This is a genomic window from Bacillus sp. FSL E2-8887, assembly GCF_038007205.1.
Classification (GTDB): Bacteria; Bacillota; Bacilli; order Bacillales; family Bacillaceae_G; genus Bacillus_A; species Bacillus_A mycoides.
The window spans coordinates 788,777-810,521 of record NZ_JBBOWS010000001.1 but is presented as its reverse complement, the minus strand read 5'-3'; the positions used below and the strand labels follow the sequence as shown (position 1 = coordinate 810,521).

23 protein-coding genes are annotated in these 21,745 nt (G+C 36.9%); 6 read left to right on the top strand and 17 right to left on the bottom strand.

What is annotated here, in order from left to right; translation table 11 throughout:
• Positions 1–16: 16 nt before the first annotated feature.
• From NSQ08_RS03960 to ecsA, 6 genes are all read right to left on the bottom strand, one after another.
• Complete coding sequence (locus NSQ08_RS03960; protein WP_002087162.1) at positions 17–718, bottom strand: LutC/YkgG family protein; 702 nt, start codon at positions 716–718, stop codon at positions 17–19.
• Positions 699–2,129 (bottom strand): LutB/LldF family L-lactate oxidation iron-sulfur protein, encoded by a 1,431-nt coding sequence (locus tag NSQ08_RS03955; protein ID WP_340771786.1) that lies wholly within the window; start codon positions 2,127–2,129, stop codon positions 699–701. The genes NSQ08_RS03960 and NSQ08_RS03955 overlap by 20 nt, the downstream gene beginning before the upstream one ends.
• A gap of 2 nt (positions 2,130–2,131) precedes the next feature.
• Entirely contained in the window at positions 2,132–2,869 is a 738-nt protein-coding gene (locus NSQ08_RS03950; RefSeq protein WP_002087164.1) for a (Fe-S)-binding protein, read from the bottom strand.
• A 136-nt stretch (positions 2,870–3,005) separates the two neighbouring features.
• Entirely contained in the window at positions 3,006–3,713 is a 708-nt protein-coding gene (gene ecsC, locus NSQ08_RS03945; protein WP_002030211.1) for an ecs operon protein EcsC, read from the bottom strand.
• A gap of 13 nt (positions 3,714–3,726) precedes the next feature.
• Complete coding sequence (locus NSQ08_RS03940) at positions 3,727–4,938, bottom strand: ABC transporter permease (protein WP_002087166.1); 1,212 nt, start codon at positions 4,936–4,938, stop codon at positions 3,727–3,729.
• Positions 4,931–5,674: an ABC transporter ATP-binding protein EcsA gene (ecsA, locus tag NSQ08_RS03935; protein WP_001292616.1), complete on the bottom strand. Its 744-nt coding sequence runs from the start codon at positions 5,672–5,674 to the stop codon at positions 4,931–4,933. The genes NSQ08_RS03940 and ecsA overlap by 8 nt, the downstream gene beginning before the upstream one ends.
• 581 nt (positions 5,675–6,255) lie before the next feature.
• On the opposite strand from ecsA, the gene NSQ08_RS03930 reads away from it, so the two are divergent.
• The 3 genes from NSQ08_RS03930 to NSQ08_RS03920 all read left to right on the top strand — a co-directional run bounded on the left by NSQ08_RS03930 (position 6,256) and on the right by NSQ08_RS03920 (position 8,118).
• The gene (locus tag NSQ08_RS03930) at positions 6,256–6,690 is read left to right on the top strand and encodes an HIT family protein (RefSeq protein ID WP_001016832.1); all 435 of its coding nucleotides are present in this window, start codon (positions 6,256–6,258) and stop codon (positions 6,688–6,690) included.
• Positions 6,691–6,898: 208 nt separating this feature from the next.
• Positions 6,899–7,261 carry a YtxH domain-containing protein gene (locus tag NSQ08_RS03925; protein ID WP_002011120.1) on the top strand — a complete coding sequence of 121 codons (363 nt, stop codon included), beginning with the start codon at positions 6,899–6,901 and terminating at the stop codon, positions 7,259–7,261.
• A gap of 299 nt (positions 7,262–7,560) precedes the next feature.
• A complete protein-coding gene (locus tag NSQ08_RS03920; RefSeq protein WP_002150075.1) occupies positions 7,561–8,118 on the top strand; it encodes an HTH-type transcriptional regulator Hpr in 558 nt (185 codons plus the stop codon).
• A 5-nt stretch (positions 8,119–8,123) separates the two neighbouring features.
• Here NSQ08_RS03920 and NSQ08_RS03915 read toward each other — a convergent pair whose 3' ends face one another.
• A complete protein-coding gene (locus NSQ08_RS03915) occupies positions 8,124–8,459 on the bottom strand; it encodes a DUF1878 family protein (protein ID WP_002150076.1) in 336 nt (111 codons plus the stop codon).
• A gap of 118 nt (positions 8,460–8,577) precedes the next feature.
• Between NSQ08_RS03915 and NSQ08_RS03910 the strand changes: the two genes are divergently transcribed.
• The 3 genes from NSQ08_RS03910 (at position 8,578) to helD (ending at position 12,719) form a co-directional block, all read left to right on the top strand.
• The gene (locus NSQ08_RS03910; protein WP_000172693.1) at positions 8,578–8,772 is read left to right on the top strand and encodes a hypothetical protein; all 195 of its coding nucleotides are present in this window, start codon (positions 8,578–8,580) and stop codon (positions 8,770–8,772) included.
• Between the two features lie 447 nt (positions 8,773–9,219).
• Complete coding sequence (gene prsA, locus NSQ08_RS03905) at positions 9,220–10,089, top strand: peptidylprolyl isomerase PrsA (RefSeq protein WP_002186490.1); 870 nt, start codon at positions 9,220–9,222, stop codon at positions 10,087–10,089.
• A 293-nt stretch (positions 10,090–10,382) separates the two neighbouring features.
• Positions 10,383–12,719, top strand: coding sequence for an RNA polymerase recycling motor HelD (gene helD, locus NSQ08_RS03900; protein ID WP_340771764.1), 2,337 nt, complete (start codon positions 10,383–10,385; stop codon positions 12,717–12,719).
• A 6-nt stretch (positions 12,720–12,725) separates the two neighbouring features.
• On the opposite strand, the gene NSQ08_RS03895 is transcribed toward helD, so the two are convergent.
• From NSQ08_RS03895 to NSQ08_RS03850, 10 genes are all read right to left on the bottom strand, one after another.
• Complete coding sequence (locus NSQ08_RS03895; RefSeq protein ID WP_340771760.1) at positions 12,726–13,997, bottom strand: FtsW/RodA/SpoVE family cell cycle protein; 1,272 nt, start codon at positions 13,995–13,997, stop codon at positions 12,726–12,728.
• A gap of 7 nt (positions 13,998–14,004) precedes the next feature.
• Positions 14,005–14,412, bottom strand: a complete 408-nt coding sequence (locus NSQ08_RS03890; protein ID WP_340771757.1) for a PadR family transcriptional regulator — start codon at positions 14,410–14,412, stop codon at positions 14,005–14,007.
• Positions 14,413–14,416: 4 nt separating this feature from the next.
• Positions 14,417–14,950, bottom strand: coding sequence for a sigma-70 family RNA polymerase sigma factor (locus NSQ08_RS03885; protein WP_340771753.1), 534 nt, complete (start codon positions 14,948–14,950; stop codon positions 14,417–14,419).
• 106 nt (positions 14,951–15,056) lie between these two features.
• Complete coding sequence (locus NSQ08_RS03880; RefSeq protein WP_113769069.1) at positions 15,057–15,440, bottom strand: HEPN domain-containing protein; 384 nt, start codon at positions 15,438–15,440, stop codon at positions 15,057–15,059.
• Positions 15,424–15,759 (bottom strand): nucleotidyltransferase domain-containing protein, encoded by a 336-nt coding sequence (locus NSQ08_RS03875; protein WP_002087180.1) that lies wholly within the window; start codon positions 15,757–15,759, stop codon positions 15,424–15,426. The genes NSQ08_RS03880 and NSQ08_RS03875 overlap by 17 nt, the downstream gene beginning before the upstream one ends.
• A gap of 255 nt (positions 15,760–16,014) precedes the next feature.
• Positions 16,015–17,697 carry an aerobic glycerol-3-phosphate dehydrogenase gene (glpD, locus tag NSQ08_RS03870; RefSeq protein WP_002134793.1) on the bottom strand — a complete coding sequence of 561 codons (1,683 nt, stop codon included), beginning with the start codon at positions 17,695–17,697 and terminating at the stop codon, positions 16,015–16,017.
• Positions 17,698–17,830: 133 nt separating this feature from the next.
• A complete protein-coding gene (glpK, locus tag NSQ08_RS03865) occupies positions 17,831–19,321 on the bottom strand; it encodes a glycerol kinase GlpK (protein WP_002011107.1) in 1,491 nt (496 codons plus the stop codon).
• 12 nt (positions 19,322–19,333) lie between these two features.
• Positions 19,334–20,155 (bottom strand): glycerol uptake facilitator protein GlpF, encoded by an 822-nt coding sequence (gene glpF, locus NSQ08_RS03860; protein ID WP_002134791.1) that lies wholly within the window; start codon positions 20,153–20,155, stop codon positions 19,334–19,336.
• A gap of 227 nt (positions 20,156–20,382) precedes the next feature.
• Entirely contained in the window at positions 20,383–20,943 is a 561-nt protein-coding gene (gene glpP, locus NSQ08_RS03855) for a glycerol uptake operon antiterminator GlpP (RefSeq protein WP_000394293.1), read from the bottom strand.
• A 90-nt stretch (positions 20,944–21,033) separates the two neighbouring features.
• Complete coding sequence (locus tag NSQ08_RS03850; RefSeq protein ID WP_002087188.1) at positions 21,034–21,483, bottom strand: helix-turn-helix domain-containing protein; 450 nt, start codon at positions 21,481–21,483, stop codon at positions 21,034–21,036.
• Between the last annotated feature and the right edge of the window lie 262 nt (positions 21,484–21,745).

Here is a 21,745-nt window from a genome sequence, read left to right as displayed (position 1 = left end):
TCGCACACGTAAATCATTATTGATCATCCACAATAATATACGCTGTTCTAATTGGCCCATGTACACCTACGACAAGGTTCATTTCAATATCCGCGCTATTTGACGGACCAGAAACGAAGTTCACACAAGCCGGCAAGTTTTCTCCCGCTTTATTTTGATTATGGATCAGTTTTGTAGCTTGGGTTAATCTTGGTACAATCGTACTTTTAGGAACGATTGCAATATATGACTCCGGAAGAAGACTCACATGTCTTCCTTTTAACCCATCATTAAATAGCACAACGGTTCCTGATTCTGCCAGAGTCATATCACTGAACGTAATGCCAAGGTCAGCAGCTTTCGCAAATTTTATGTCCTCTTCTTTATGTTCTAATCCCCATGTACGAAAATGTGTTGTACCTTTATTGCTGAAACATGGCGTAAGACCATACTCATTAAAGCGCTCATCATTCGAACATATAACAGATTTGATATTCCATTCTTTTATAAAAGACCCCAATGTTTCAACAAGATTTTCCTTTGTTGTTCGCTTTACTTCTGTATGAATGACTTCGCAGTGCTCTATTAACTTTAATACAAGTTCGTCTTGCGCCAGTCCGTCAAAAACAGTCCACTGCGGGGAAAAAGACCAGTTCGGTTTTTTCACTGCTTCTGGACGTTTCCTACCAAGCTTTTCTGATAACTGGAGTAAAAATTCCTCACGATTTTGGATGGCCATCATCGTTCTCCTTTTCGTGTTTTTCAAACCACTCTCGAAACGGTTGTTTTTTCGGAACTGGAAAATCTCTCGCATCCGTCCAAGCTTTTAACGGCCCAATTCCACGCTCGATCTTATCCCCTTTTGCAAGAGGTTTTAATGCATATGGAGCGCTCTTCGCTGCAAAAGAAAATAGTCTAGGACTCTTCACCGCTTTTTCAAAACCTTTCATAGCCACGTTCCAAGCTACAGGTGATTGTTTTTCTTCTACAATGCGGCTACGATGTTTAATTAATAAGTCATGTAACGGGATTTTCACTGGACACGCTTCTGTACAAGCACCACACAGGCTAGATGCGTAAGGTAAATCCTTATATTCATCATATCCCCCTAAAAGCGGTGTCAACACAGCTCCAATTGGTCCTGGATAAATTGAGCCATATGCATGTCCACCAATATGCCTGTATACAGGACACACATTAATACATGCCGCGCAACGAATGCACTGAAGGACATTTTGGAATTCTGTTCCTACAATATCGGAACGGCCATTATCAACAATGACTAAATGAAATTCCTCAGGTCCATCTTCCCCGCCAGGCTCAGTTAACCCTGTAATATAACTTGTTAACTTTTGTCCTACAGAACTTCGGCATAGAAGTGTTACTAAAACATCAAGCTCTTCCCACGTCGGAACAATACGCTCCATCCCCATAACTGTAATCAACGTTTTTGGAAGTGTCGTAGTAAGTCTTGCATTTCCTTCGTTTGCTACGATAGAAATTGACCCAGACTCTGCAACAGCAAAGTTACATCCAGTCACCCCTATATCCGCTGCAAAAAAATCATCACGTAAATACGATCTTACAAACCTCGCCATTTCCGTAGGATCAGATGTTCCAGTGTAATTTAACTTTGTTTTAAATATTTCACAAATGTGTTCTTTATCTTTGTGAAGACACGGAACAACAATATGTGATGGAGGATCGTGGTCGTTCACTTGTAGAATAAATTCAGCAAGATCTGTTTCTAACACTTCCGCTCCAGCTTCTTCAATCGCTTCATTTAAACTAATCTCTTCCGTTACCATCGATTTTGATTTCACAATTTTTTTCGCGTTTTTCTTTTTTACAATCTCTTTTACATATTCCCTTGCGTCTTCTGCAGTCTTTGCGAAATAAACGAAACCACCGTTTTTCTCAATATTTTCACTCAGCTCATATAAATAATAATCAAGGTTTTCTAATGTATGCTTTCGAATTTCTTCTCCTAAAGCTCGCCATTCTTCCCAGTTCCCAAGACTCTCAGTAGCTTTTAATTTCTTGACTCTCAGACCATCTTGCGCTTTCCTGACAGCCTGTCGCATAAATTGATCCCCAATACCTGTTGCAGTACGCTTATGAAAGGGATCGTTCCCAATTTTCATTCCCATCTCTATATCCCCCCTTGTTTTCGATCTTCATTTAATACTTGAGCAATATGTTTTACATCAATTGGATAACCATTACGTGTTAAACGTCCTTTTATATTCATTAAGCAGCTACAATCCATCCCAATTAACAATTCCGCACCGGTTTCCATAATATGCTTTACTTTTTCTTCAACCATTTGCTCAGAGATTTCTGGCATTTTCACCGAGAATGTCCCTCCAAATCCGCAACAATCATAATTATGCGGCAATGAAACAACCTCCAGTCCCTTTACACACTTTAATAGTTTTTGCGGTGGTTCCTTAATCCCCATTAATCGGCTCATATGACAAGATGTATGAACCGTTGCTTTTTTATGAAGCTCTGCACCTAAGTCTTCTTTCCCTAATACTTCCACAAGAAATTGTGTGAATTCATATGTTTTATTTCCAAGTTCAGTAGCTTTTTTCTTCCAATCTGCTTCGCTTTCAGAAAATAAGCTAGAAAACTCGTGAACCATCATAGCGCAAGACCCCGATGGTGCCACAACATATTCTGAACTGGCAAAGGCTTCAATCATATGTTTTGCAGCTGTTTTTGTTTCTTTCACATACCCGCTATTATAAGCAGGTTGTCCGCAGCAAGTTTGAGTTTTTGGAAAATCAACTTCACACTCTAAATCTTCAAGAATTTCCACAACATCTTTCCCTACTTCTGGATAAAAAATATCTGCAACACAAGTAATAAATATTGATACTTTCATATTTTGCACCCCTAAATACAGTAAAGTAAGCTCAAGTAACTTTATCTGTATATTATTGGTAAAAAAATAAAAATATGGATAAAAATAAAAAAAAGTATCCTAAATGTGTAATTTAGGATACTTTTTGTAAAACAAATTAATTTCTATTAAGCAAGCGCATACGATAACAATTCATCGTCACTTCTCCAAGCCTTTGCAATAATTGATAATTCGCATATGCGCCGACCGGGGCACCGATGATCGGGACGAGCTGGAGCATTTTTGCTAAATCGATATAGTCTCGGTATTCTGTTTGGAACTTTTCCCAGTCCATATGATTTTCTTCTTCTGTATCCCACGTTTCAATCGCTTTCCATACTTCTTTTCGGTGATCGTCACTTGAAAAAGCAAGTTGGAAAACGTGAAGAATAAAAAGGCGCTCTTCTTTTTTACTCGTATCAAATCCGTACAATGTTGCTGCATCAAATAAAAATTTTATTTTAATAGTAAGTAATAACGGGAAATCGGCAAGGCCAAGGAGAATACCACCTGCTCCTGTTCCTGCCCCTTCTGCCGCTGCGACTTTTTTGTACTCATCCATTTTTTTACGTACTTCATCGTCTCGTCTTTGCAGTGACCAGTTCGTTTCTTTTAGCTTCGGTTTTATGAAGTTTGATCCAGCACTAATTGTTTGCACCATCATCCGAATCGTTTCTGTTAGTACCTTTTGCACTTTCGCGGGCACTAGTTGTTGCACTTTCACCTGCACTTTTTTAGAGAACCGTGTCATCATAGAAGAATCTTTCATGAATGTAGCTTTCCACTGCTCCAATTCTTTTATAACCTTCTCTTCATATGTAATCATAGGTTCATTCCTTTCAGTTTAAACGCTCAATGCGCTTTGCACCGTATTGATAAACGAAACCAATACTAAATAATATGCTTACTACAAATAAAATGCCGGTCATTATGAAATCTTTCGTCGCAAGTGCAAATATAACTGTAAATACAACGCTGCCGATAATAAGAATCGCATTTAATAAAGTAAGGAAATCTCTCTTCTTCTCGCCTCCCCCTACCGGATATAAATCAAGCCAAACTTTCATACGGTGATGTTTCCAAAGGGTTAAGAGCTGGTAGCCGATTAAGTATAAGAAAACAAGGCTTACGATAAAACGTCCATATAAAAATGGGATAAAGTAAAGAATAATTCCCCCAAGAACGAGTAAACGCATATATAATCCGAAATAGTTACCCGATCTTAAAAATGTTCTCGTATATAAGTATAAATATGTACGTTTCTCACCAATCATCGAAAGAATGAAATCAAGCCATTTCCTACGTGATACTCTCTCTTTTAACGCTGGTACATCAACGAACATATTCGCAATGCGGTACAGCAGCATCATTTTTTTACCTTCTTCAGAAATTAAATACTCCCAGTTTAGCGGCTTTCCTTTCACCTTTTGATGCATAACAGCAAGGTATAGTGCCATAAGAAAGACAATTACACCGGTAAAAATGAATGAAGTACGTTCTACAAGGACGTACACAAATAAGCCGTTTAAAATAAAGCGAATGAACCAATCTGCTTTTTGAACGCTTTGATCTGTTAAAAATGATTTTTCCCACGCTACGAATAAATTCCACGCTTTTACAATGACAAACGCGATCACAATCCATATGTAATTGGCACCTGTTTGTTTCATTTGCTGGAAATATAACGGGGCAAGCGCAGCTGCTACCATTGCGATTATGTATAACTGAATCATAAACGTAAAGAGAAATGCCTTCGTAAAGTAAGGCTTTAACTTTTCTTCAACTGGAAGCAAATACACGAGATCCGCTTCTTTTAATAACGTTTGGATGGACCCAGCTGTTAATACGAGGCCAAGTAAGACTGCCATAACAAACGCTGTCGGAAACGAAGGTGTTAACGTTTGTAACCATTGCTGGTAATAATACGCTCCTGCGCCGATGATAAATACGAAAATAAATTTCAAATGATCATTAAATACGTATTTACTATATGTACGAACTTCTTTTAGAAAGTGCCGAAATCGTTCTTTCCATAACGCTGTGCTATTCATAATCTTCTTCCTTCGTTAACGCAATATAAATATCATCAAGCGTTGCACCAGGCATATTAAACCCGGATTGAAGTTCTGATAATGTTCCCATCGCTCTCACTTCACCTTGATGCAAAATAATGAATGAATCACAATAGCGCTCTGCTGTCGCTAAAATATGTGTACTCATTAAGATGCCCGCACCACTCTTTTTCATTTGATCCATCATTTGAAGAAGTGATTGAATCGCTAACGGATCAAGCCCAACGAAAGGTTCGTCCACAATGTAAAGTGATGGTTCAACTAAAAATGCACTCATAATCATCACTTTTTGTTTCATCCCTTTTGAGAAATGAGACGGAAACCATTTCAAACGATTTTTCATGCGAAACTCTTGTAATAGTTGTCCTACGCGTTCTTCATATTGTTTTTCATCTACACCGTACGCCATCGCTGTTAATTTCAAATGCTCTTCTAACGTTAACTCATCATATAATACTGGCGTTTCTGGAATGAAGGAGAAACTAGAACGGTACGCTGTCATATCATCACGAATTGTTTTCCCATTAATTGTGACAGTTCCTTTTTTCGGCTCCATTAAACCGATGATATGTTTAATTGTCGTACTTTTCCCGGCTCCATTTAAACCGATCAAGCCAACAAGTTCGCCTTTATTAACAGAGAACGAAACATTTTGCAGTACAGGTCGTTTCGTATATCCTCCTGTAACATTTTCTACACGCAATAACTCGCTCATACGACACCACTTTCTTCATTTATATTCATTCACTTTTGTAAGAAATGTATATATTCATCTTACCAAAAATCATGGTGCACTACATAGTATCGATGCCTTCAAAAAAAATTTTAAATTTCTTGGCATATATTTTTACGAAAGCGGACATCATAATTAGTGAAGAAGGAACACATTGAAAAAGCAACCACCAATTGATGAGTACAACAACATAGTGAAGTCATCATGAAATGGGGTGTCCAAGTTGGACAATGAAATTTACACATAACCAGATAATTTGTTTCATTTTCGAAACGGGGTGTCTCCGAAAGAGCATATACTGTTTTAAAAAATAAACAATTTCATTTTAAAAAAAGATTGCAATTCATTTCACTTGAAAATGGGGTGTCTACGGCAGAAACTTTAGCCGATTTACCGTGCATTTCTTAAATAAATGAGGTGTCTGCGAACCGTAAATTATAAAAAATGCTTTTTCAATCCCTCTTCAGAAAACAGGAAGCTGAGTCAGCTTCCTGTTTTTCGTGTTTGTTCTCCTATGTAATTATGGTAAAATACGGCTAAGACTATTTGAAAGGATGAGATCGATGAATCATACAGCGGACAATTGTATTTTTTGTAAAATCATTGACGGGCAAATTCCTTGCTCAAAAGTATACGAAGATGAACATGTACTTGCATTTTTAGATATTAGTCAAGTAACAAAAGGACATACTCTTGTTATTCCGAAAGTTCACAAACAAGACATTTTTGCGTTAACGCCAGAAATCGCATCACATATTTTTGCGGTCGTTCCAAAAATCGCAAATGCAATGAAAGCAGAATTTAATCCAGTTGGTTTCAACCTACTTAACAATAACGGCGAGAAAGCTGGACAAACTGTATTCCACTTCCACCTTCATTTAATTCCACGCTACGGTGAAAACGATGGTTTCGGTGCTGTTTGGAAATCACACCAAAATGAATACACAATGGAAAATTTACAAAACATCGCAAGTACAATTGCAAATAGTGTGAAATAGTGCCACTATAATAAGAAGTAATACATAATAAGCCGATTCCTCTGGCATTTATTGTATGGCTTCTTTCTTCACAAAAAATGCCGGGGGTATGATTTTTTGTGCATAGCATGTACAAGAGAGAAAAGCTCACTTTTCTTCCCCTTGTCTTAAAGATATGCACACTTTTATACATCATGAATACGAACGAAAAATAAGGAGGTTTCCTTTTATGTCAAAAGCTAAATCCTTTATTACAGGTGTACTTTGCGGCGGAGCAGTTGCTGGACTAGCCGTTCTTTTCTCAACTCCTTCTTCTGGTAAAGCTATGCGCGGTAAGCTGAAAGAAAAAGGGACTGATATAAAAAAGACTTTAGCTGATATTACAGCTGATACAAAGTTATTAAAGCGTCAAATCGTTGAAACTGCTTCAGAAGGTAAAGAAGTATTCCAAGAACTAAAAGACGATATGCATGACACGCTTTCTAACTGGAAACAAGATATTTCTCAAAACAAACGACATATTGAAAAAGAAATTTTAGACATTCAAAAGTCAATTGAGAAACTACAAGAAGCCGTTCCAGAAAAAGCGTAAACATATTCCTGCTTAGTTTTTTGCATATAACAAATATTTTTCATACGAATTGACCTTAACACGGCATATCACATAGATATGCCGTGTTTTTATGCATTTACAATATATGTTATCCCTTAACATGTAAAGACAACACATGTATTCTTGACTCATAAAACGCTTCCATAGTTATGCATGATTTGTATAGAATGTTGTTTTTCCGAAAAATTTTCACAATTCTCACAAAAAGACTTTATTAATTTTTATTTTACTGGCATAATAGATAATAATGAAAAAAGAATGTTAAAGTGGGTGAGTAAATGAAAAGTGGAGAAAAAAATTACTCGGTAAAAGAAGCGATGATTTTCAGCCAACGTATTGCTCAATTATCGAAAGCGTTATGGAAATGCGTAGAGAAAGATTGGCAACAGTGGATTAAACCTTACGATTTAAACATTAACGAGCATCACATTTTAACCATCGCTTATCATTTAAAAGGGGCTTCTATTTCTGAGATTGCTAAGTTTGGAGTCATGCACGTATCAACGGCGTTTAACTTCTCTAAAAAGCTTGAAGAACGCGGCTATCTTGTATTCTCAAAAAAAGAAGATGATAAACGAAATACGTACATTGAAATTACAGACAAAGGGGAAGAATTACTACTTCGCTTAATGGAGGAGTATGATCCTGAAAATAATTCTGTTTTTAATGGGGCACTTGAACTTCGTAATTTTTACGGTAAGTTCCCAGAAAATATCGAACTGATTGCAATCCTGCGTAATATTTACGGACAAGACTTCATCGATATTTTTGAGAAATCATTAGAAGATATCGAGGAGAACTTTACGGAATCCGATCAAAAGTTAGTTAAGAAATAATCTATTTATTTTTTCGCAATCATGCGTAAGAATTCATTCATAAGTGGCTTAAATAAACCTTGTTTTGCTAGCGCTTCCGCAGTTTCGTGTACTTCGAGCTGATGTGGAAGCGCTTTTTCAAATTGATCTAATAGCGCATCAAACAATAGAAGGCCTTCTGCTTTCTCCACTACATATTGTTCGTTCAGCTTTTCACAAAGTTTTAGTATACGTTCAATGTCTTTTTTACGAGCTTTTTTCTTTATGATTAAAGAATAAAATGGACACTTTTCTTCATCAATCATTTTAAATAGTAGGTCTACGTAGTATTCAGCTTGTTCTAGTCTTCTTACAACGTCCATTTTCTCCCTCGCTTCCTAACACAAAGTCTTCTATTTCTGAATTTTGTAACACGAACAAAATATCGTATGATACAATATATAAAGTATATGTATTTTAGCCAAAAGGAGGTCTCGCCTCATGACTCTTATAACCGTTGTTTTTGTTGCATTCGCACTTCTTGTTATATTTTACACGAATTTCATGACACATACACTGTGTGAGCGAAAACAAATATCTGCGAGCCGCCAGCCCGGTGTCTTTCGAGTTATTAATGTATGTATTACCATTCTATTAATTTCTAGTTATGTAGAAATTATATTTCATGGAAAGTGAGGAAGGAAGCCCCTTCCTCATTTTTTTCCTCTATAAGCAAATTATACCTACTATAACTAATAAAATAAACAGTACAAGTAATAAAATAAGTTTTGAATTCATCCCCCATCCCCTCCTCTTTTCTGTATATGCGACATCCGCCCAATATGGTACCCTTTCAAAATCTGACACAAACTGGTTAAAATTTCTTTATCAATAGGAAAACCCGTCGAAATATGATATATTAAATTTTGTACATATTGCTTATACTATGAAATAAACGACACGCATCTAAACTTTATCCTAAAGCCTCGGTAAGCCCTGTTAAGCGTGCTTTTACATATAAAAAAAGCAAAGACATCAGTGAGACTTAATCAGGTTCTTATGAACGAAAATAACCTATCATAAGGCGTTTCTTCATTCGTATGGGATAAATTAAAAATACATAATAGTAGGAGTGTTTATTGAATGAAGAAAGCTATGCTTGCCTTAGCCGCAACAAGTGTAATCGCATTATCAGCATGTGGAACATCATCATCAGACAAAATTGTTACATCTAAAGCTGGTGACATCACTAAAGAAGAGTTCTACAATCAAATGAAGACACAAGCTGGTAAACAAGTACTAAATAACATGGTTATGGAAAAAGTACTTATTAAAAACTACAAAGTCGATGAAAAAGAAGTAGACAAAAAGTTCGATGAAATGAAAAAGCAAGTCGGTGACCAATTCGATACACTAATGAAACAACAAGGCCTTAAAGAAGAAACAGTTAAAAATGGCGTTCGCGCTTCATTAGCTCAAGAACAAGCGATTGAAAAAGCAATTACTGATAAAGACTTAAAAGCAAAATTTGAGGACTATAAGCAAGAAATTAAAGCAAGCCATATTCTTGTAAAAGATGAAGAGACTGCTAAAAAAGTGAAAGAAGAACTTGCACAAGGTAAATCTTTCGAAGAGTTAGCGAAAAAGTACTCTGAAGATCCAGGTTCAAAAGAAAAAGGTGGCGACTTAGGATTCTTCGGACCAGATAAAATGGTAAAAGAATTCGATGAAGCTGCTCGTAAGCTGAAAAAAGATGAAGTAAGTGAACCAGTAAAAACACAGCATGGTTACCATATCATTAAAGTAACTGAGACTCATGCTGACGCAACTTTCGATAAAGCAAAAGCTGACATCAAAAAAGAAGTAGTTCAAGAAAAAACACAAGATGCTCAATTTATGAATGATCTTATGATGAAAGAAATCAAAAAAGCTGACGTAAAAGTTGACGATAAAGATTTGAAAGATCTTTTCGAAGAGCCAAAAGCTGACGCTAAAAAAGACGAAAAGAAATAATGAAGTGAAAAAAGCTTGGGTAGCCCCAAGCTTTTTTATTTTGTAGTAGTTTTTTACCGATAAATCGATATACTCCCCCATCTTACTCCATTCAACACAAAAAAACCTTGATTTCGTACAGCACGAAACCAAGGTTTATCTTATTATCATTGATTAAATTAAAAAACTATGTTAAATTAGTACAGAAACGCATTCGCTAAAAATAAAAGAATGTATTTATCCGTATCTTAATTGTACACCAAAACACATCTTCAGTCAACCTCTATTTTTCACTTTTAAAGGAGTGCTTACGTATGAACAAAAAACTTGATCAAGAGCAAAAACGATTGGATAACGTAATAGAAACGATTACGGAGCAAATTGATAAACTGGAAAGCGAAACTGGCAGACGCCGGGCAGAAGTAATTAACATTCGTAAACACTTTTGGGATGATGTAAAAGTTAATACTGATACTTTTGACGATTATCTTGAAACAGTTATCAACTTAAGACAACAAGCTCAGTCACTAGCCGTAACACAAATTACCCATAAGCACACCTTTAATCGACTTGCCGCACTACGCCGTATGCATAAAGCACCTTACTTCGGACGAATTGATTTCAAAGAAGAAGGAGAAATTGGTGCAGAACAAATTTATATCGGCGTTGCTACACTTACCGATGCAAGCGGAGAAAACTTTCTTATATACGATTGGCGCGCACCAATTTCAAGTGTTTACTACGATTATCCACCAGGACCGGCTGAATACAGCACACCAGGAGGCGTAATCTGCGGTAATGTGGAGAAGAAATTACAATATATAATTCAGAATGGCGAGATTGATTCAATGTTCGATACGAGCCTCACAATTGGCGATGAAATTCTGCAACAAGCGCTCGGAAAAGGAACAAACAAACATATGCAAAGTATCGTTGCTACTATTCAGCGCGAGCAAAATGAAATTATCCGTCACGATGAAGGGCGACTACTTATCGTTCAAGGAGCTGCTGGTAGCGGTAAAACGTCAGCTGCCCTGCAGCGAATCGCCTACTTACTATATAAATATCGCGAATGGCTAAAAGCAGATCAAATCATTCTCTTCTCCCCTAACTCCATGTTCAACAGCTACGTATCTAACGTACTGCCAGAACTCGGTGAAGAGAATATGCAGCAAGTTACATTCCAAGAATATTTAAACCATAGACTAAGTAAGTCATTTGACGTTGAGGATCCTTACGAGCAATTAGAATATATGCTAACTGAAACGAATAGCGCAAATTATAAAACTCGAAATGCGAGCATTCGATTTAAAGCATCTACTCAATTTTTCGAGATGATTAGAGCGTACAGACAATCTCTTGAATCTTCAGGCATGCTATTTAGAGGAATGAAATTTAGAGGAAAACTGATTGCCTCTGCTAAAGAAATTACAGAGCAATTTTATAATACTGATTCCTCCCTCCGCTTCCATAATAGAATCGAGAAGTTAACGGATTGGCTAAATAAACAAATAGACACAATTGAAAAAACAGAACTGAAAAAGCCTTGGGTAGAAGAAGAAATTGAACTACTTAGTAAAGATGAGTATCAAAAAGCTTATAAATACTTACAGAAAAAAGGCGAGTTTGATGACAACTCCTTTAATGATTATGAAAAAGAAACGAAAGTACTCGGTCGTATGATTGTCCGTAAAAAATTAAAACCGTTACGTAAAGGCGTTCAAACACTACGTTTTATCAATTTTACAGGCATATATAAACAACTCTTCACAGATGCATCATGGGTTACTGGAGAAAAGCCTAAAGAATGGGACGAAATTTGCTCATTAACTGTGAACATGCTTGATGAAGGAAAGCTACATTACGAGGATGCGACTCCATTTTTACTTTTAAAAGAATTAATTGAAGGCTTCCAAACGAACAGATCAATTAAACACGTACTCGTAGACGAAGCACAAGATTATTCTCCGTTTCAGTTCGAGTTTTTAAAACGTCTCTTCCCTGCCGCAAAAATGACAGTGCTCGGAGACTTTAACCAAGCAATATTTGCCCATGCGAGTGAAGCAGTGAATTTCAATACACTTACTAGCTTATACGGACCAGATGAAACAAACGGCATCAACTTAACTCGTAGCTATCGCTCAACAAAACCGATTATTGAATTCACACGCTATCTCGTACCGGAAGGAAAGAATATTAACGCCTTTGAACGTGACGGCGAGAAACCTACAGTGACTAAAGTTTCTGATTACAGCGAACTGCATGATCGTATCACTTCTAAAGTTGCTGAACTACAAAAACAACAGCACAATACGATCGCAATTATATGTAAATCCGCAGCTGAAAGTGCCGCTGCATACGAGGCACTCAGTCATATCGAGAATATTAAACTTGTGAAAAGTAACTCAGCCGAGTACGAGCAAGGCATCGTCGTTATCCCTGCTTATTTAGCAAAGGGTATCGAATTTGATGCTGTCATTATTTACGATGCTTCTAAAGATGTGTACAGTGATGAAAGCCTACGTAGATTGTTCTACACTGCTTGTACGCGCGCGATGCATGATTTACAGCTTTATAGCGTTGGTGAGGTTAGTCCTTTTGTAACAGGGGCTGCTTCGGAAAGTTTTGAACTTGTAACGAAAACACCTTGATCATCATCAAGGTGTTTTTTTCATTCTAAATGACATATCTTTACGTCGATATACACTCAGCACAATCCCCATTAAAAGCGCATGAAATAAAGTTGGTGTTAATCCATAACTAATAAAAGGTAATGATATAGAAGCAATCGGTAATAATCCTATGATCATGCCAACGTTATAAATGAACTGGACTACAAAAAGAGTCACTCCGCCAACGAGAAGCAATTTACCATAACCATCATTTATTTTATAAGATATGACCATTATCCTTGCTACAAAAAGAGAAAGAATCAAGACAAGGATTAGCGCAAGCACATATCCATAATAATAAGTCAAACTAGCAAATACAAAATCAGTATGTGCAGCAGGGATAGACTTTACATTTCCATATGTACCAAACCAACCTGCTGACGACATTACCTCTTTTAAACGCATATACATAAATCCTGGACCATCCGCATTACGCTCTGGACTTAAATACCCTAAAATTCTGGCCATCCGGTATTCTTTTACTGAGGACCAGGAATAGAATACTCTGATAATAAATAAACAAATTGGTACAATTGTAATAATCAATGCCTTTTTCTTTCCTAACTTACTCCACCAAAGCATAACGAATACCATCGTGACATAGATGAAAATTGGCGCAAGAACCGATACAGTTAAAAATAAATACAAAGAAAATAAGTACAAAATCAGAAGGTGCCTTACCTTTAATCTACTGTTATTAAAAAAAGAAGCCCAAGCTAACAGAAAGAATGGTACTGCCATTAAACATCCAATTTTGATGGGACCAATTTGTATTAACGCTTCTCCATTCATGAAAGCATTCGGAAAACATTTTATCATTAACAGAATAAGTGCTCCGATTGTATAAAACAGCCATCCAAGTCTCTCTAATTTCCGATAATCAATCAGCATCATCCCAAAAGCTGTTGCAATGCCGAGAATAACAAAAATCACCTTTTTTATTAGTAAATCATTCGTATGTCCAAGAGCTACTAGTGGCAAAAACCCTAATCCCATAGCAATCACTAATAAACTAATAATGAACCAATCAATCTTCGGCTTATGAAGTTTGTTAAGTTCCCTGCCAAGCTTGATCGGACTTCCCATTTGTTCAACAGCCTTATTTTCAGCAACTTCCTCACTTAATCCTTTTTCTGTCCATGTGTTCTTCGCCTGTTTTAAGTGAAAGTCTAGTTCAGTTGCTACAAAGCTCTTTGCTTCTTTTGATTTAATATGATTCGTAACTTCGCTTACAAAACGCTCCCCTTTTTTATTCAATTTCGCCTCACTCCTGTACTAAGCCTTTTAATATAAATTGTACCTTCGTAGCATTTTTTTCTGCCTTTCGCAGCATCTTTCTTCCCTTATCATTTAATTGATAATATTTCGCTCCAGAATGATCCCAACTTGATTGGATAAAACGATTCTGTTCTAGACGATGTAATACGGTATATAAAAACCCTTCATTTCCTTCGAATTTCCGAATCCCTCTCCCTCTTAGTAACTGTGACAATTCGTATCCTGTTTTTTCATGACTGAGGAGTTGTAAAATCGCTAAAGAGATGTCCTCTTCCTTTTCGTTTGAAGCATTGATTTTTTCTCGCACCTGCTTTCGATGTTGATCAGAAAAACTCAAATGTTTAAACGTTGTATTCTCCATTGATTTTCGCAGGCCTTTTAATTGATCTTCCATTTGATTATTCCTCCAATCCTTTCTTCAAAAGCTCCTTCGCTTTTTTCAGTCTCGTTTTTATCGTGTTTTCTTTCACTTCTATTACAATAGCAATCTCTTTAATTGATAGTTCTTCATAATAAAATAGATAAATGACTTCTCGATATTTTATCGGTAAATTCATTACTGCAGAAGCCAGTTCACGGTCCTTCGCATTTTGAATAACAGTTTGTTCGACACTATCATTTTGAACCCTAATATAAGCAGCTTCATCCTCTGTCACGATCACCTTTTTGTTATACCAACTTTTTATGTGGTCCTTACATTGATTAATCGCAATTCTCCATAACCACGTTTTCACATTCGATTTCCCTTTGTATGTATGAAGAGATTTATAACATTTCACAAATATATCTTGCGTTAAATCCTCAGCGACTTCTTTATTATTCACATATGAATACACAAGCTGTAAGACTTCTTGTCCATACTTGTTCATTATTTCATCGATAAGGAGTTCCTTATCTTCTATTTCAAACGCTTCTACCGTTAATTCATCCACATCATTTCCTCCTTCCCATTTATTAGACGACGCACTGTATGGAAAAGTTTTATAAATTCATAAAAAAAACGGTTGGAAATGTCCATACCGTTTTGTTCATCCTCTACTATTTAATTTTTTCTAAAACAAAACTTTTAATATTCCCCGCACTTTTTATAGCTTGCGATACGTCTGTTTTATTAAGTTCTTCAAAATAAGGATATCTGACTTCAATCGCATAACTATTTAACTCTGCACAATCATCTATTAAATCATTGAACTCCATATTAAATTCAGCACATTCCTTTACTAACAGCAATGAATTATGCGTTTTAGACGGATGAGTTCCTTTAAACGTTAAATACCCCTTTAGATATTTCTCAGCACACTGTTGACAATGATAACAGATAATTGCAAAATTAATAGGTATTAAAGACAATAAATGATTAGAAGCTCTAAGATCTGAATCTGCAATTTCAAACCATAAATTTGCCTCACTGAAATTTTTCATACAATACCTTACCTTCTTCAGCAATCTTGTATTCCATTGTTACAGGATTACCAGAACGCTCATTAAATTCTTCAGAACCGTAAACAAGTAAATCGACTGGTGTTTTCATTACATCGAATATACTTAAATTCAATTTCTTTAAGGCTTCTCTTTTCCTCTTACCAATACCATCAACCACTACACACAAATCAAAATCACTATCCTCATTAGGCATACCGTAAGCATGAGACCCAAATAAAATAATTTTATTAACATCAGAAAGAGAGGAAGTCATTTTATCTACTAATTGATTTAACTCTTTTTGAACATTAGTATTCATTCCATTCACCTCTTTAAATTAATCCTGCTCAATAAATCCTAACTGTAGAAGCAAATTAATAAATTGATTCATTTCAACTCCAATACACTACTACAATTGTTAAGTTATTCAAACGGTATAATAATACTTATTATACCTTTCGTATTCATATCCTGTTAAGCAACAAAAATCTACACTCAGTTAATTTCAGTACACTCTATACAAATATAATAAAACAAAAAACCGCACGAGGGCTCTCCCTCACGCGGTTTATTTTTAAGCTAACGCAGCTGCCTGCTCTTGTTGATCTACAGGAATTACAGCGTCTGTTAATGCTTTTTCTAATTCAGCTGTGTATTTCATTTGCTCTTCTTTGCTCCAGCCTAGTTTCGCAGCCATGTAGTTGATTACTGCTTCTTTCCACTCATATACCCAGTGGATGTTGAAGAATACAGCGCCTCTGCGGCGTACGAAGAAGTCAACTGGTTTCGCTGTCATTTCGTAATCCATTGCGTATACAAGCGGGATTAGAACGTCTAGCGGCATGTTGTATTCTTTCGCTTCGTCTTTATGTTTTTTCGCTAAGTCAAACAGTACGTCAACGTTAGAGCCGTAGAATTTCGCGAATTTTTCCGCTTGTGCTGTCGTTAAACCATATTTCGTACCTTCGCCTGCTTTTTTCGCAACAAATGCTGGGAATCCGTGTGAACCACTTACATGACCACCAGAGATTGGCATATGTTTCGTATCGCTCTTCTTATATGCGCTATGGCCTTCTTTTTGTAATAGATTCGTTACGTAGTCTACTACCATTTCAGCCATTTTGCGGTATCCTGTTAATTTACCGCCCGCGATTGTAATTAAACCAGATTCAGAAGTCCAAATTTCATCTTTACGAGAAATTTCAGATGCATTCTTACCTTCTTCATAAATTAGCGGACGTACACCCGCCCAGCTTGATTCCACATCTTTTTCTGTAATTTTCACGCTTGGGAACATGTAATTAATCGCATTAATGATATATGTGCGATCTTCTGTTGTCATGTGCGGTACAGCTGCGTCTTTATCATAGAACGTATCTGTTGTACCTACGTACGTTTTTCCTTCGCGAGGAATCGCGAACACCATACGTTTATCTGGTGTATCAAAGTAAATTGCTTGCCCTAATGGGAAACGTTTTTGGTCAATTACTAAATGCACACCTTTTGATAACTGAAGTACTTTCCCTTTTTTAGAGTTATCTTTTTCACGAAGTGTATCTACCCAAGGACCAGCTGCGTTTACAATTTTCTTACCGTAAACTTCATACACTTCTCCGTCTAGTAAATCGATTACACGTACACCGCATACTTTTCCATCTTTATATAAGAAACTGTCTACTTTTGCGTAGTTAACAGCTTTCGCACCATGTTCAATCGCTTCTTTCATTACTTCAATTGTAAGACGCGCATCGTCTGTACGATATTCTACGTAGTAACCGCCGCCTTTTAATCCTTCTTGTTTTACAAGAGGCTCTTTATTTAGCGTTTCTTCACGGTTAAACATCTTTCTGCGCTCGCTTCGTTTTACACCTGCTAGAAAGTCGTATACACGAAGACCAATTGATGTACTGAATGACCCGAACGTGCCGCCTGTATGGAACGGAAGTAACATCCACTCCGGTGTTGTTACATGGGGACCGTTCTCATATACGATCGCACGCTCTTTCCCCACCTCTGCTACCATTTTCACTTCAAGTTGTTTTAAATAACGTAAACCACCGTGTACAAGTTTCGTTGAACGACTTGATGTACCTGCTGCAAAGTCCTGCATTTCAAACACAATCGTTGATAAACCGCGTGTTGCCCCATCTAATGCAATACCAGAACCAGTAATACCTCCACCAATTACGATCACATCTAACTCTTGTTTATTTACTCCATTTAATACGTCTTTACGTTGTTTACTTGAAAATTTCATGGTAATTCCTCCCTTTGATAACGAAAAAAGAGACCACAAGCTCCGCTATAGATTTCGCCTCTATAGCGTGTTGTGGTCTCTCCAAATCTCCTACCGAATTATTAACTTGTCATCATTATAACACTGTTTATGATTATTTGAAAGCTTTAGTTGCTTCAATTGCTTTTTTCCATCCAGCATATAGCTCTTCGCTTGTTTCCGCTTCCATCGTTGGTTCAAAGCGTTTGTCCATATGCCACTGTGCTTTAATTTCATCTTGGTTTTTCCAGTATCCAACCGCAAGACCAGCTAAGTATGCTGCACCTAAAGCTGTCGTTTCATTGATCACTGGACGCTCTACAGGAACGTCTAAAATATCACTTTGGAACTTCATTAAGAAGTTATTCTTAACTGCCCCGCCATCAACGCGTAATGTATTTAGTTCAATACCTGAATCTGCTTCCATTGCGCATAGTACATCTTTCGTTTGGTATGCTAAAGATTCTAGCGTTGCACGAATGAAATGCTCTTTCGTCGTACCGCGTGTTACACCAAACATAGCGCCGCGTACTTCACTATCCCAATACGGTGTACCTAGTCCTACGAATGCCGGTACTATGTATACACCTTCAGTTGATTCAACACGGCTAGCGTACACTTCGCTCTCGCTCGCATCTTTAAACATACGCAGTCCGTCACGTAACCACTGAATTGCAGAACCAGCTACGAAAATACTTCCTTCTAATGCGTAATTCACTTTACCATCTAAACCCCATGCAATTGTTGTTAATAGGCCATGCTCAGAAGCTACTGCTTTTTCGCCTGTGTTCATTAACATGAAACAACCAGTTCCGTAAGTGTTCTTCGCCATACCTTCACCGAAACAAGCTTGTCCAAATAATGCTGCTTGCTGGTCACCAGCTACACCTGCGATCGGTACATTTTGACCGAAGAAGTGATAATCAATTGTTTCTCCATATATTTCAGATGATTGACGTACTTCTGGAAGCATGCTCTTTGGTACTGTTAACATGTCTAGAAGCTCATCATCCCACTGTAAGTCGTGAATGTTAAACATTAATGTGCGTGATGCATTTGAGTAATCTGTTATGTGTGCTTTCCCGCCAGACAATTTCCATACAAGCCATGTATCAATTGTTCCGAATAATAACTCGCCGTTTTCTGCTTTTTCTCTTGCACCTTCAACGTTATCTAAAATCCATTTTACTTTCGTACCAGAGAAGTATGCATCAATTAAAAGACCTGTTTTTTCGCGAACCATCTCGCTATAACCTTTTTCTTTTAACTCATCACAAATTTCAACTGTTTGACGAGATTGCCATACGATTGCGTTATAAATTGGTTTTCCAGTCGTTTTATCCCATACAACCGCTGTTTCACGTTGGTTCGTAATACCGATACCAGCGATTTGTTCTGGCTTCACATCTGCTTCGCTTAAGCAAGTTGCGATAACTGCTAAAATAGATCCCCAAATTTCTTGTGCATTATGCTCAACCCAGCCTGGCTTTGGAAAATGTTGTGTAAACTCTTTTTGAGCTGAATGAACGATTTTTCCTTCTTTATTGAAAAGAATTGCGCGTGAGCTTGTTGTTCCTTGGTCTAATGAAAGAATATATTTTTTCATATCAGTTTCCCCCTATGCTACTTTTCTACTATTTGTAGTAGCTTCACTTTTTTTACTTGTCATATAAGAGATTGCTAGTACAATCACAGTTGTAATAATCACATAAATAAGTGCTGAATTTTGTTTTCCTTCAAATACAACTTGATGGAATAATCCTGCAAGTGATCCACCTAAAATTGGACCAACTACTGGGATCCATGCATACTTCCAGTTTGAACCGCCCTTTCCTGCAATCGGAAGGAAGAAGTGTGCAATACGCGGACCTAAATCACGAGCTGGGTTGATTGCGTATCCTGTTGTTCCACCTAATGATAAACCAATACTTACAATTAAGAAACCAACGATAAATGGATTTAAACCATCTGCAAATTTATTTGCTCCAATTGCTAATATACCAAATACTAAAACGAATGTTCCAATCATTTCACTTAAAAGGTTTGTAAATGTGTTCGGAATTGCTGGACCTGTTGCAAATACACCTAACTTTGTTCCTGGATCTTCTGTTTCTTTCCAGTGTGGTAAGTAATGTAAATATACAAGAACTGCCCCGATAATTGCCCCAATCATTTGTGCTGCGATATACATAGGTACATCACTCCATGGGAACGCTCCCTTAAACGCAAGTCCTATCGTTAAAGCCGGATTCAAATGTGCCCCACTAATTGATCCAACTGCATACGCTGCCATAGCAACCGCTAGACCCCAACCCATTGTAATTACAATCCAACCAGAATCTTTCGCAAACGATTTCTTTAAACTTACACCAGCGCAAACACCGCCACCAAGTAAGATTAACAATGCAGTCCCTATTAATTCCCCTAAAAATGCTGACATAAAATCCCTCCACAATCAATTTAAATGCTTTCGAAAAGTGATAGAGGTAAAATGAATGGCCATTCGTTTTTTTCAAAAGAAAAAGATCCACAGCTTACATGCTTCTATATAATATATATAGAAACAATAAAATGTGGATCTCTTCTTTTCTCCGTCACGTTTATTAACTTGTCTATAATGTTAACCCTTAATGAAAGCGGTGTCAACAGAATTTTTTCACATTTTCGTCACTTTTTTTGGTAATGTTTCCATAGTTCTTTTTTCGATGTCGTAATTGCTGTCGCACCAGCATTTAACGCTCTTTCAACGTCTTCTACCGTTCGAATAAAACCACCTGCTAAAATTGGTACACCTGTACGCTCTTTCACCTCAGCAATGACACCCGTTAACGCACCAGGAAGCACCTCTATATAATCCGGCTTCGTCTTTTCTAGCAAATTACAGCTCTTTTCCATTGCGCTAGAATCAATTAAAAAGATGCGTTGAATGGAGACGACACCTTTTTGCTTCGCCTTCATAATTACGCTCGCCTTTGTCGATAATAACCCGTACGGTTTATATTCTTGGCATAAAAACTCCGTCGCATGCCCATCACTTTGTAATCCATGGATCAAATCCACATGTAAAAATACTTTTTTATTATGCTGCTTCGCGAGCGACACAACACTCTTCAATTGACCGACATGAATATCTAAAATAACAATATACTCATACGAACTATGTAATAGCTTCTCCAAATCTTTAATTTGCCTCACTGCCGGCAAAATCTTTTGCTCATGAAATTCCATTCTAAACGTCCCCTTCCTATCTATCCTTTATAGTACACAATTTGGGTGAAAAGAACAGCTAGTGTAGGGGATTTCTTACAAATCTTTCTCTTATCTATATATTTTCTTCAACTTATCAGAAACCGTACCACCTATAATCATTAATAGGAGCGGTAAAAAATTCATTACATATGGTGCATCTGCGACAATTGTAATGCTTGCTCCTGCAAACTTATTTAACGCCCATACAACGATTTTTGTAATAAATAAAAATACGCCCATCATAAATAGACTATCGAAAAACACCTTCCATTTCGGATACGCTAATTGCTTACTATCCTCAATTACTTTTTGCGTCAACTCTTCATCACTCCTCAATAACTCATCAATTGTAATACCGAACAGATCACTTAAATGAATAATAATTTCAATGCTCGGATAGTTCTTTCCCGTCTCCCATTTCGAAACAGACTGCCTACTTACATGAATTTTTTCAGCCAAATCATTTTGCGACCAATTTCTTTTTTCCCTTTCTTCTTTTAAACGTTCACTAAAAATCATACTGTGTTTATCACCTCTCTATGTCTAGTATGGTCAAATAAATGATGAAGAGTAAAGCTAGTTATCGTTGCATAGGTTGTGCAACTTGTGCGTTACATCTAAAAATGACGCTATGTATCATGTCGATTTCATATGCTTTTCTTCTATAATAATTTCCCGAACAATAATCGTGCTTCTTAACATTGTCGCTTTGTGTCAGTAAGTCGATATATTGAAAAAATCGTTGATATATTTTAGGAAATAAAAAAAGTGGATAACAATA